We start from the raw sequence: 13,313 nt of genomic DNA on the forward strand, positions 1-13,313 counted from the left end.
TTATATCGTTGTGATTTCAATACTTTTAGCTTTATAACAACTCTAATCCATATAATATATTAATTATAAATCTAACTGATTCAACTTAATTATACCTTAATTGGATATATTTATCTATTTTATTTGTCTTGTATTAGTATTTCATTATAATTGTCTAATATTCTAAAATAAATAACTTACTAATCTTAATTATAATAAAATACTAATACAAAATTTTATTTAATCTTAACTAATAAATACTATCTATTGTAAATTTAGATTGTTACATATAACATATTTTGCTATAATTAAGTTATAAACAAAGTATTCCGAGTATCTAAGAAAAGAAGAGGAATACTTATTTTTATGTTTTATTTTTAATGGAGGCTTATATGAACTTAGAAAATTTAAAAAAATTCTTTGGATTCCCTCTAGATAAAAAATACAAAGAAAATGTTGAACGAGAACTTTGCAATTATCTTTATCATACAGGCAAAATTATTTGTATCATAATAATAATATCTCAACTAATTATGATGATATCAATATCAGCTAGAGATGGTGGTCCTTTTGCCACCCCAAGACGTCAATGGTATTTTTGTATGTATATAATACTATTTTGTATCTCTTTAATTTTTATGATTGTTTTTTCTTATCTTTGGAATAAAAAAAAGGAACATTGTACTTATTATATAAACTTGTGGGTGATTTATGTAACATTTTTCTGCTTATGGGGTTGTGTAATTACTTTGCTTGACCAGTTAGGCGGAAATGATTTGAGTGTATTCAGTTATATAATGTTAACAGCTGCTGCTTTTTCAGTATTAAAACTAGGTCAATCAATAATAGTTTTTGGAGGATGTTTTTTATTTCTTAATCTACTCTTACCAGGAATTCAAACTGTATCAGGTAATGAGTTCAGTAATATTGTAAACACATTTTTTATAACATCACTTGCTATTTTTATTTCTACAATGTTATATAGAAGTCGTGTATTTACTTATTATGATAAAATGCTAATCCATCAACAATATGAAGAAATCTCCTATATGAACAATTTATTAAATCTTAAGGTTATGACTGATGACCTAACTAAAATGAATAATCGTAGGTATTTAGAAGATGTTCTTCAAAAAAAATTAAAGACCCATACAAAGCAAGAACCTATAACAGGAATGATGATAGATATAGATTATTTTAAACAGTTTAATGACACTTACGGACATCAAAAGGGTGACTACTGTTTACAGAATATTGCTAAAGTAATTTTAGATTTTACAAATTCTGAAAATTCACATGCTATCCGTTATGGTGGTGAAGAATTTTTTATATGTCTTTTCAATTGTGATGAGGCGAATGCTAAACTTAAATCCGAATGTTTACGTAAGATTATAGAGTATTGTAATTTTGAACGTGATGACGTTCCTTCAAAATGTGTGACTGTTAGCATCGGAGTTCATACAAAGAAAGTTGAAGAATTAATAACTTTAAATGAATTTATAAGTTATTGTGATAAAGCTTTATATATTGCAAAAGAACAAGGTCGTAATCGTGTTGAGTTTTATTAGTAGTATAGAAACAAAGTATTAATCCTTATATTTATATTTTCTTAATAATAAATTTATTTTGTTCAAAATATTTGTATAATATTATGTAAACCTATAAATTAGCTTTTAGATTCATAATTATTAAATCTATAAATTATACTTAAGTCTAACTTATAGATTTAATAATTTTATATATAATTAATTCATGTTTAAAATTAATTCACATTTCAATTTTAATGTTTATAGACTATCTTATACTACATTTAGACATGTATTTTAAAATTTCTTATAACTTAGTTTTCCATTTCCTTAATCAATGATACATTTTGTTTCTCTACAGAATTTAAAACATCTGTATCCGCTCCTATACTATAATCTGGCTGATACCATGACTTATTGCTAAAATAGCTTTTATAAGGTTCTTCTTTAAATACATATCCATATCTTGCAAATATTTCATTTCTTATATATGCTAACTCCTCTTTACTATAAAGTTCAAGTTCATCTTTAGTTAATACTCTAGAATCACTATCATATATAATATAATCATCATCATAACTTACTTCTTTATTTTTCAAATTAGAACTTGAACCTGAATCACTTTTAGTACTCTTTTTATCAGTATTTTCACTATTTTCCTTGTTATTTATACTCTTGACAAATTTCTCCGCTTCTTCTTTGGAAATTTTATTAAGTGTACCACTTACATTATTAGCTTGTAATGAAATTTCATTACTATTAAACTTAGTTATAGTAAATTTTTCCTTTGATAAAGTATCTTTTCCTTTTAATACTATGCTATTACTATCTGAACTTTCTACTTCATATTTAACTGTATAATTGCTTTCTTCTTCACTTTTACTATAAAGTTTTATCTTATTTGGCTCTTCAAATTCAAATATATTATATTCATCAGCTTTCCAAAAACCATTTAAGTCTTTTGGTTCTAAATTTTTAGAGTAAATCAATTTATTTCCAAGATAAATCTCTAAATATTTTCCTACATTGTTTATTTCTATATTGTCTTTCTTAGTTTTTAAATTATAAAAATGTATTTCCTTATTTTTAGTGGAATATGCTATATTCTCTGAATTAAATGAATAGCCAACAACATCACTTGCTATCCTGTCTTTATCTAAAAATAACTCACCACTTGATTTAATATAAAGTAATTTCTCATCATTAATAATAGATACATTAGAATTTTCTTTCATATCATTGCCTATTTTTTCTTCTTCTTTATTATTTTTCTTAATATATACATCTCCATCAGAATTTGTAAATACAATTCCATCTTTAATAAAACTTACATAATTAATGTCTGATTTTATTTTATTAGACACCTCTTTACCTATTTCTTTCTCATATAATTCATCATCACTATTTATAAAATAAAATTTACTATCTCTATATTTATAAGACCTAACATCCGATGCTATTTTTTCACTAGCATTAGTTTTGTACAAATATAATTCACCTTTCAAATCCTTATAATTATACTCACTTATATACATAATTTCTTCATCATTAGATTTTACCCCCCATAAATTTGATACATCTGAACTAATTTTGACCTTATCATTTTTATCTGTACTTTTTAAATATAGATTATCATCATTATTTATAAATATTACATCACCTTTATTATTTACAATATCAAAACTCTGTATATCAGTAGATATTTTTTCTTTATTTCCATCTTCTTTATATAGATATAACTCTTCATCTGTATTCATATAATATATGAATTTTCCATCTGTAGACATCCTATACAATACAACATCATTGGCTATTTTTTCTTTATCTTTTCCATCGTATTTTACATACAAGGATTTTTCTGATGATATATATGCTATAGTATTTGAAGAAGGCATAAATTCATATGAATTAATTTCGTCAGAAGATAAATCTGATACTATTTTTTCCTTTTCTTTTTTTAGATTATACTTATATAAATTATTTTCTTTATCTTGGATTAATATTGATTGTTCTCCATTTATATAATCTTTTTTAGTATATGTAGGTACATCTGATGCTATTTTTTCTTCATCCTTACCTTCTGTCTTTATGTATACATCTGTCATATCACCTGAGTTATTCTCATCATTTTTTAATAGTATAAGAGAATTATCTTTGTTTGCTTGCTTACCTTTAGAATCATTTTGTGAACTGCAACCTGTACATATAAGTGCCAAACTTAAAACTATAAACAACCCTTTCTTTAACATTATTACTCCCCCTCATGATAATGATAAAACTTTTTGTGTAATAAATATACTATTCAATAATTTTTTAGATTTAAATCACCTTACATATTTTTATACTATTTACATAAAGATAATGCTTAAATATAATTTATATTTAAACTTCCAAAAAATTACTCTACTAGTTATAGTATAGCACAATAAACGTTATCCAAGCACACCCACTATCGTCACTCCAAAAGCTTTTAGTGCCTCTTGAAGCACTTCATTTCCACCATAAGGATATCCAATAGGGTTAAAATAAAGTTTAGCAGTTTGTTCACCAATCATTTCGCAACCTTCTATTGTATAATCGCCAAGTCCAATTTCAGAAAACGCAGTCTCAAAATCCCATGAAACAGACTTTATGTATTCCTGTCGATTCTCTTCATCCAGTAGTTTATAGTTCTCCCAAAACATTTTATTTTCTGCTTCTGTTGGCCACCAAAAATAATCCAATTCTTCTTTATTATAAAATTCATCTACTTTTTCTAAAATATAATATTCTAAATCCTCAATTTGTATACAATCATTTTTTATATCTGCTATATATGAAAATAAATTTTTTATTCGATTAAATATTTTTACATCATTCACATTAAATTTAATAAAACAAAAACTACACATTATTTATCCTCCTAGTATAAGTAACTTATAATTACATTGTATAATAAAATATGAACAAACAAACTACATATATTTGTAAACACAATAAAAATAACTTGTATGTATCTAAATCAGATAGCACACAAGCTATTTTATTATATCGAAAAATTATATAATCATATTATAGGTTATAATTATTAGAATTCAGCATTTTTAGGAGTTCTTGGGAAAGGTATAACGTCTCTTATGTTAGACATACCTGTCATATACATAATTATTCTTTCAAATCCAAGACCAAATCCAGAGTGAGTAGCAGTACCAAATTTTCTAAGTTCTAAATACCACCAGTAATCTTCTTCATTTAATCCCATTTCATGAATTCTATCTAATAGTACGTCTTCTCTTTCTTCTCTTTGAGAACCTCCAACTATCTCTCCAACACCAGGAACTAATAAATCCATTGCTCTAACAGTTTTCCCATCTTCATTCATTCTCATATAGAAAGCTTTTATATCTTTTGGATAATCTGTAACAAATACTGGAGAATTGTATATTTGTTCTGTTATATATCTTTCATGTTCAGTTTGAAGATCGCATCCCCATTCTACTGGATACTCAAACTCATGTCCTGATTCAAGTAATAGCTCTACTGCTTTAGTATATGTTATTCTAATAAATTCAGAGTTTACTATTTTATTTAGTCTTTCTAGCAATCCTTTATCTATAAAACTATTAAAGAATTCCATTTCTTCAGGAGCGTTTTCTAAAACATAGTTTATAACATATTTTATCATATCTTCTGCAAGTTCCATATTATCTTCAAGGTCTGCAAAAACTATTTCTGGCTCTATCATCCAAAATTCTGAAGCATGTCTTCCTGTATAAGAGTTTTCAGCTCTAAATGTAGGTCCAAAAGTATAGACATTTCTAAAAGAAAGTGCCATTATTTCGGCATTTAATTGCCCACTAACTGTCAAATTAGCTTCTTTCCCAAAGAAATCTTGTGTATAGTCTATTTTACCATCTTCTGTTTTTGGAATATCATTTAAATCCATAGTTGTTATTCTAAACATTTCTCCTGCACCTTCACAGTCACTACCTGTTATGATTGGAGAATGTGCATATACAAAGTTTCTTTCTTGAAAGAATTTGTGTATTGCATATGCAGCTATTGATCTTACTCTAAACACAGCTGAAAAAGTATTACTTCTTGGTCTTAAATGTGCGATTGTTCTTAAATACTCAAGTGTATGTCTTTTCTTTTGTAGTGGGTATGAACTATCTGATTCACCTTCTACAACTATATTTTTTGCATGTATTTCTACTGGTTGTTTAGCTCCTTCTGTAGATACCAACTCACCTTCTACAAGTATAGATGAACTTATTGCCAATTTACCTATCTCTTTAAAATTTTCAACTTTTTCATCAAATACTATTTGCATATTTTTAAAGAAACTTCCATCATTTAATTCTATAAATCCAAAGTTTTTAGATACTCTAGATGTTCTTATCCATCCAGCTACTTTTACAGTTTTTCCTATGTACTGTTCTTTATCTCTGTACAATTCTTTTACTGTTATAAATTCCTTTTGCATTTTAAAGCCTCCTAGTTTAATTTTTAGTAATTTTTTCTAAATATAATTCCATAAAAAAAGCCCTTCATCCCTGTATAAAGGGACGAAAGACTATTACTTTCGCGGTACCACCCTAGTTGTCATAAATGACCTCTTAGTTAAGCAATGCTTAAAGCCTATAACGGTGCCTTCCGTCTAAGTCTACTTACTAAATAAGCTTTCGATTAGAAACTCCAAGATGTTCTTCAATATAAAACTTGTATTGAGCTTTCACCATCCTCAACTCGCTAAAACTGCATTTTATATCTACTCTTCTCTTCACAGTATTTATCTTCTATTATTTCCGCTAATTAACAAAATTATACCAATTTATAAATTTTTAGTCAATAAATTTATACAATTGATATTTACTAGTCTTATATAATCTATAAATATTTATATGCAAAAATTTATATTTTCCTTTCAAATATTTGTAAATTACATTTTCCCTTCTGACACCTATAAAAAAAGTAAAGCAGTATACTGTTTATTAGCTTAAGTTTAACTTTAAGCTTTTTAAACTAATACCACTTTACTTAAATACAGTAAATTATTTATTTTTGTTATCAAGTATAGAAGTCTTACAGTTTACTTCCATTGTCAACCCAATCTTTTGCTTCTTCAACACTATTAAGTGAAGGTATTGAAACTTTACTATGAGGTTTTAATTTTTCAACATCTGCCCAAGCTGCTGTTGATTCATTTCCAACTAGAAGCGGACTTCTAAGTCTTTTGTTATCATTACCTTTTAATGCTCTTGCTTTTTTACTTTCCAAAACTATCACCTCTATATATTTATTTTGTAATAGTTTTAGCAATTTTTCAAATTAAATTCATGAGTAAAATTTATAACAGATAAAATACCATTATTTACATATTTTTTTATTTATAAAGTATTTGCCATCTGTTGAATTGTATTTTTTAAATTTAAAATACCATATCCCTGTGAAACATTTGGATACGTATATATATCGAGCTTCGTAGCTCCCAATATTAAATATGTTTTTAAAACTTGTGTAAACAACGATAACCTTGGGATATTATCTTGTTTTTCCAAATATTCCATTAATAAGGCTAAGACTCCACAAACTATTGAACTACTAACTCCTGTACCTGTTGCTGTATTGTAGGTTCCATTTTTATATGTAGATATTATATCTACTCCTGGCGCTACTATATCTGGCTTAATTCCCCTTCCTCTAATTGGCCCTTTTGATGAACCAATCCACATACTATCAGTCTTATTATTAAATGTACCAACTGTGATTACATCATCACCAGCAGCATACATAGTTATTGTAGCCACTGAGTCTGGGTCTAAAAATCTTGTATCTGGTGCTATCAAGTTTTTATTTGGTAAATATATATCATACTCTCCCCCTATTATAAGTTCTGGAGTTAGCCTCAAAGTCCACACACCAGGTTTTATATCTCTGAGTCTTATCTCTAGGCTTTCATTCCCAGAAGTAATATATGGATAGATGAATCTCATTGAATAAGTAGTATTTTCCAGATTAAACTTTCCTCTATATACATAAAAGTCTGGAGAATATCTTATATCATGACTAACCTCACCTGAAGGAGATATTATTTGTGCCCCTATCTTATCTGGACCATTTGTATTGAGTGTTATATCAAGTGCGTAATCGTCACCATCTTGTATTATTACATCTTGGACTTCATTTAAACTACTAAATCTTCCAGCATAATGAATATCTGTATTACCTTGATTACCTGCACCACTTACTACTACAACACCAGCACTACTTAATATATTAAATGTATCTAATATGGAAGTAGTTGCTACAGCACCTGACTTAACTCCAATAGTAAGATTTATTATTATAGGCTTATTTTCTGTTTTTGCTATATTAGTAACATATGTTATAGCTGCTAAAAAATCTGAAACACTATAATTTATCTTTCCAGCATAATAAGTATCTGTATATGATTTTAATTTAACCACTATCAAATCTGACTCTGTAGTTATACCTCTATATTGTGAATTTACTCTTCCATTTCCCACTAATATACCAGAAGCCAAAGTTCCAGTACCTATATTATCTTGACTTAAACTTCCATCATTTCTACTTATAGCTAGACTTAATTCACTTCTTGTAAATTCACTCCCAAAAATAAATCCTTCTGGTGGTGGATTTGTATTTTCTTCCTGATCCCATAATCGTAAAACCTTACTCGTTCCATCCGCATTTATAAAGTCAGGGTGTAAATAATCTATACCAGAATCTATAACTGCTAATAAAATCCCTCTTCCTGTTATATCATTATATGGATTCTCATAAATATACTCTGCTTCAGTAGCTGTTGTAATAGTTTCTCCATTATTCATATTATTAGTTATTTCAATTAAACTGCTCATTGGAGCAGATTCTTCCCACCAAGCAACCTGTAATATATTGTTTAAAATAGTTTCATCAAAATCCATAGGTACATATATTACTGCAAGCTGACTATTTAAAACCATATATTTATTTATTCCGTTTTCTTGAAGTGCAGTTTCTATATCACCTTGGTAAATTATACAATAAGATTTTTCCATAAATCCCTCCTATCTTAACACATCAAACATACCTCTAACATCCAAAGTTCCATATCCAGTACTCATATTTGGATACTCTGTAGTTTGGTTTTTTCTAGCTCCAGCCTGCATAAAAGTTTTTATTTTTTGAACATATGCTTGATTTGGATATCTTCTATCAACAAAAGTATATTGAAAATACATCGCAGCGGCTCCTGCAGCATGTGCACTAGCTGCTGCTGTCCCAGTTATAGTCGCATATGTATTTCCAGGATATGCAGCTATTATATTAACTCCTGGTGCTACTAAGTCTGGCTTTAATCTATCCTCAATAGTCGGCCCTCTTGATGAACTTTGCCACAAACTATTATTAATAGTATTATAAGCTCCTACAGTTATTAAATCATCTTGAACAGCTGGATAATTTATTGTATAAAAAGGGTCAACCTCTCTAAATCTAGTTCCACTTTTTAAAAGAGCCCTATTTGGAAGATACAAGTTATATATTCCATTTACAATATAAACTCCTACTAATCTAATCTTCCACACTCCTCTTTTAGCATTTTTCAGAGTAACATTGGTAAACTGCTGTCCTGAAAAAGTAGTTGGATATACATATGTTATAGAATACTCCGTTCCTTCTAAATCAAATAAACCTGTTATCCTATTATAACTTGATATTCCAACACTTTTACTTTCTTCCCCAGTGGGAGACACTATTATTACATCTGCCTTATCTGGTTTATTCAGCCAAAGTTCAACTGATAATTCTTCTTCTTCTTCATTTAATTCCAACTCGACTTCAACGGAACTTCCTACATTTGGTATTCTTCCAGATGTGTGTGTCTGAGTATTTCCCTCATTTCCAGCTCCTGCTGTTATACACAGCCCTCTAGTAAAAAATGCTTTTTCACTATTACTTCTATTGGTCAATCCAACTAAACTATTGCTACCCAAAGATATATTTATTACTAATGGTTTCCCAAGTTCTAAAGATTTTTTATATGCATACTGAGATGCAGCAAATAACATTGCACTATTATAAAATCCTTCTATCTTAGCAATTTTTATTATTATTAATTCAGCATCTTCAGCTATTCCTGCATATTCCTTATTTACATTACCAAGACCTGCACATATGCCACTTATCATAGTCCCTTGCCCAACTTCATCTTGAGATAGACTAGCATCATTTTCTGCAATTGCTCTATTAATATCTTCTCGTGTATATTCTGTCCCAATATAAAAACCTTCAGGTGGAGTTCCATTCTTTGTTTGGTCCCATAAAAAAGCTATTTTTGAGGTTCCATCTGCATATATAAAGTCTTTATGTAAATAGTCTATTCCTGTGTCAGCAATCGCTATAAGAGTACCTCTTCCTGTTATTGTTATATTGGGATTATTTTTAAAAAAATTTACACCTATTTCTTCGGTTGCAACTACACCACCAAAAGTACCTTGATTAATCTCTCCAAGCAGTGTCATCTTTATAGTTGATTCTGTCCTTATAACTGATGGAAGTTCCAAAACTCGTTGTATGCTATTATAGTCTGTAGTGTTTATAGATAATACACCAAATGAGTCACTTAGCTTAAGAAATTCTTGACTCATACCCAATGAAGCTAACTCATCTTCAAATTCAGGAGTATGAATTACATTTATTCCTGCCAATGTTCCTGATTGTCTATCCATATTTTCACTTATAAAATCCTCCAACTTTAAATCATCGTTTCTCTGAGAATTATAATTTTCTATAACTCTATAATTATTTTCTTCATCTTTAAACGACTTATTAGTGCTTCTATATCCAATGTCTTCTGTTTCTAAGTCTTGATTTATACTAGATAAAGTATATAAATCTATGTCTGATAAACTTAAAAAACCAAATCCCGATGAATTATTTGGATATGACTGATTGCTTGTTCTTCTTGCTCCCCTAAGAAGCAATGCTCTTAACTTTTGCGAATATAAAAACAAATCATTTCCATTTACAATTCCCCATTCCATAAACAACGAACAAACTCCTGTAACATGAGGAGTGGCCATGCTCGTTCCAGTTAATGCTCCACTGGTACCTCCTGGTAAAAAAGATATTATATCTTCGCCTGGAGCTAATAAATCTGGTTTAAATACACCCAATTGTGTATCTCCCTCGCCAGAAAATATAGATACTATATCTGTTCTTGAATTGAAACTTCCTACAGTTATAACTCTACTTGCTGTTCCAGGAACTGTAACAGTAAGTTCTTGAGTAGGAATCAAAAACCTCGTGTTTCTATTTAATCCCTCAGAAGTTGGTAGATATATGTTTACATTACCAGTTACAATATCTATAGGTTCAAATACAATTCTCCATAGACCAGGATTTATCTGTGTATTTGAACTTAATTGCAATGTAACTCTTCTAGTAAGAGAATATGGTGCTATAGGATAAAAATAACCAGTAATTCTTGTATCTCCTAGAGTATTTCTTATTTCACCTGAAGTTAGAGAAATTGATTGTGTCTGACTATTCGATGGACTTACTAAATGTACACTAAAGTCATCAATAAAATCTGGCCATATGTTTATATTTAATATACGCTCTCCTTCTCCAATTACAAACTCAACTTCTTCTGTAGTATTATTTTGAAGCCTAATCCTTTTATGTCCCCCCTTATCTGCATTATTACCAGCTGCTACCACTATATTATTTTTCCAAAATAAACACATATCATCTATATACTGCTCAAATAAAGAAGTCCCTCTATGTGAGCCTTCATTACTTCCATAACTTATATTTAATGTAACAGGCATTCTTAATTCTAATGCCCTATCTAAAATAAATTTAATCGCCCTCATAAACTCTGTACTTCTTGAAAAAACATCTGTCTGTATATTTCCAACCCTTACTACGATTATCCTAGCATCGCTTGCAATGGTTGAACAAATACCTGCAACATGTGTACCATGTAGACTAGTCGTTGAGATAGGTATATATGTATTACCAGCTATTGCATTATTTATATCTTCATTATTATATAATGTTCCTTCTTTAAAACCTGCTGGAGGATTTCCTTGTATAGACTGGTCCCAATAGTATAATATTTTGGACTTTCCTTCACTATCTCTAAATACAGGCAAAGTATAATCTATACCTGAATCAATTATACCAATTATAGTTCCTTTTCCAGTTAATCCTGTTCTATTTTTAAAACCTGTTATCCCTGTGCTTGAAAAACTTTGTATGTCTTGAGTTTGTAATATAAAAGGTTTTTCTATAAACTCTATTTCTGGATAAGTCAGTAATCTATTTATATCTTCTTCATCACTTGATGTTATTATCGCATAGGAAGCATTAAGTATTTCTACTGAAACACCTAATTCTTGCTCTAATCTTAATATATCTCCATTGTATTTTACGATTAATTCATAATTTATTATAATCACCTCAATTTCTAAAATTATTATTAATGTATATGTTTTTTGTAAGTCTAAAATGTATTAGACTACATAATTTTTAAATTTCAATTATACAATTTATAATATAAAAAATGATGGTACATTTTTTATATAATTTGTACCATCATTTTTTATATTATTTCGCGACCATTAAATTTTTCAATGATTTTTCCAATCCTTTTACAGTTAATGGATACATATTAAACTCACTTTGTATTAACCTTTGAGTCTGATACCAATAACTGATTGAATCCCACCCATCTCTCAGTTCCGGATTTAGCCACACAATTTTACTATACTTTCTTTTGAATCTTTTAAGCCACTCTATTCCAGGTGTATCGTTATATGGACCTCGATAATTACCACCAATATGAAGTAACTCAGAAGGTGCCATAGACGCATCACCCACGATTATAACTTTATAGTTTTTATCTATGTTTTGTAATATCCATTCAGTATCAATAGACTTACTTAACCAACATTCTGGTGTAGTAAATAATCTATCATAAAAACAGTTATGAAAATAGTATACTTTTACATCTTTAAAGTGATTTGATTTACTTACAGACTGAAATAATGTATTACATAAAGTACTATATCCTCTCATTGAACCCCCTGAATCTATAAGCAACAAAAGCTTCACTGTATTTTTTCTTGGTTTTTCGAAAAACAGTTTTAAATATCCTGCATTATTACAAGTCTCTTCAATGGTTTTATCTAAATCAAGTTCTGTTTTTGGAGCATCTATTCTAGTAGAAAATTGACGAAGCCTTTTTAATGCAACTTGAAATTGACGCATATTTAAAACTTCATCATCTCTAAAATCCCTATACTTTCTTTCTCCTGCAACTTCGAGAACAGCTCTTCCATAGGTGGAAGTTCCGCCTATGCGTATACCAGTTTGACCTTTGCCTGAATGACCTAATTCAGAAGTACCCCCTGTTCCTATCCAGTAATTCCCTCCATTATGTGGAGAATCTTGTTCTTTTATACGTTCCTCTAATTTAGCTCTCAATTCATCAAGGTTTATGTTGGGATTTTGCTCTAATCTTTCAAATCCTTCTAAATCTACATTTGGATTTTTAAGCCAGTTCATAATCTCTTCTGGAATTTCCTCTTTGTGTTCTATACCTTTAAAGTACTCCAAAAACACTGCATCAAATTTATCAAAATTACTTTCACTTTTTATTAAAATCATCCTACAAAGATAGTAAAAATTCGAAAAATTTGAATGACAAAGCCCTTTGTCTAGTGCTTCAATTAGAGTCATCCACTCATTTAAAGATATATCTAGGCCTCTTGCTCTCAATAAATAAAAAAATTTAATAAACATAATTATTCAGCT

Annotated in this window: 8 protein-coding genes and 1 other annotated feature; of the genes, 1 reads left to right on the forward strand and 7 read right to left on the reverse strand. The window is 28.8% G+C overall.

The window, feature by feature from the left end:
• Nucleotides 1-371: 371 nt before the first annotated feature.
• Nucleotides 372-1,547, forward strand: coding sequence for a GGDEF domain-containing protein (locus IC174_RS09090; RefSeq protein ID WP_227482747.1), 1,176 nt, complete (start codon nt 372-374; stop codon nt 1,545-1,547).
• A 272-nt stretch (nt 1,548-1,819) separates the two neighbouring features.
• On the opposite strand, the gene IC174_RS09095 is transcribed toward IC174_RS09090, so the two are convergent.
• The 7 genes from IC174_RS09095 to IC174_RS09125 all read right to left on the reverse strand — a co-directional run bounded on the left by IC174_RS09095 (nt 1,820) and on the right by IC174_RS09125 (nt 13,301).
• A complete protein-coding gene (locus IC174_RS09095) occupies nt 1,820-3,754 on the reverse strand; it encodes a YARHG domain-containing protein (RefSeq protein ID WP_227482748.1) in 1,935 nt (644 codons plus the stop codon).
• A gap of 183 nt (nt 3,755-3,937) precedes the next feature.
• Complete coding sequence (locus IC174_RS09100; RefSeq protein WP_227482749.1) at nt 3,938-4,396, reverse strand: hypothetical protein; 459 nt, start codon at nt 4,394-4,396, stop codon at nt 3,938-3,940.
• 176 nt (nt 4,397-4,572) lie between these two features.
• The gene (gene asnS, locus IC174_RS09105; protein WP_227482750.1) at nt 4,573-5,970 is read right to left on the reverse strand and encodes an asparagine--tRNA ligase; all 1,398 of its coding nucleotides are present in this window, start codon (nt 5,968-5,970) and stop codon (nt 4,573-4,575) included.
• Nucleotides 5,971-6,045: 75 nt separating this feature from the next.
• Nucleotides 6,046-6,280, reverse strand: a binding site (T-box leader).
• Between the two features lie 289 nt (nt 6,281-6,569).
• Nucleotides 6,570-6,764, reverse strand: a complete 195-nt coding sequence (locus IC174_RS09110) for a CDIF630_02480 family spore surface protein (RefSeq protein ID WP_227437266.1) — start codon at nt 6,762-6,764, stop codon at nt 6,570-6,572.
• A gap of 110 nt (nt 6,765-6,874) precedes the next feature.
• Nucleotides 6,875-8,548 (reverse strand): bile acid germinant receptor pseudoprotease CspC, encoded by a 1,674-nt coding sequence (gene cspC, locus IC174_RS09115; protein ID WP_227437268.1) that lies wholly within the window; start codon nt 8,546-8,548, stop codon nt 6,875-6,877.
• Nucleotides 8,549-8,557: 9 nt separating this feature from the next.
• Nucleotides 8,558-11,956, reverse strand: a complete 3,399-nt coding sequence (gene cspBA, locus IC174_RS09120; protein WP_227482751.1) for a bifunctional germination protease/germinant receptor pseudoprotease CspBA — start codon at nt 11,954-11,956, stop codon at nt 8,558-8,560.
• 148 nt (nt 11,957-12,104) lie between these two features.
• Nucleotides 12,105-13,301, reverse strand: a complete 1,197-nt coding sequence (locus tag IC174_RS09125; protein ID WP_227437272.1) for a VWA domain-containing protein — start codon at nt 13,299-13,301, stop codon at nt 12,105-12,107.
• Nucleotides 13,302-13,313: the final 12 nt, after the last annotated feature.

The organism is Clostridioides sp. ES-S-0001-03 (assembly GCF_020676075.1).
In the GTDB taxonomy this organism is placed as follows: domain Bacteria; phylum Bacillota; class Clostridia; order Peptostreptococcales; family Peptostreptococcaceae; genus Clostridioides.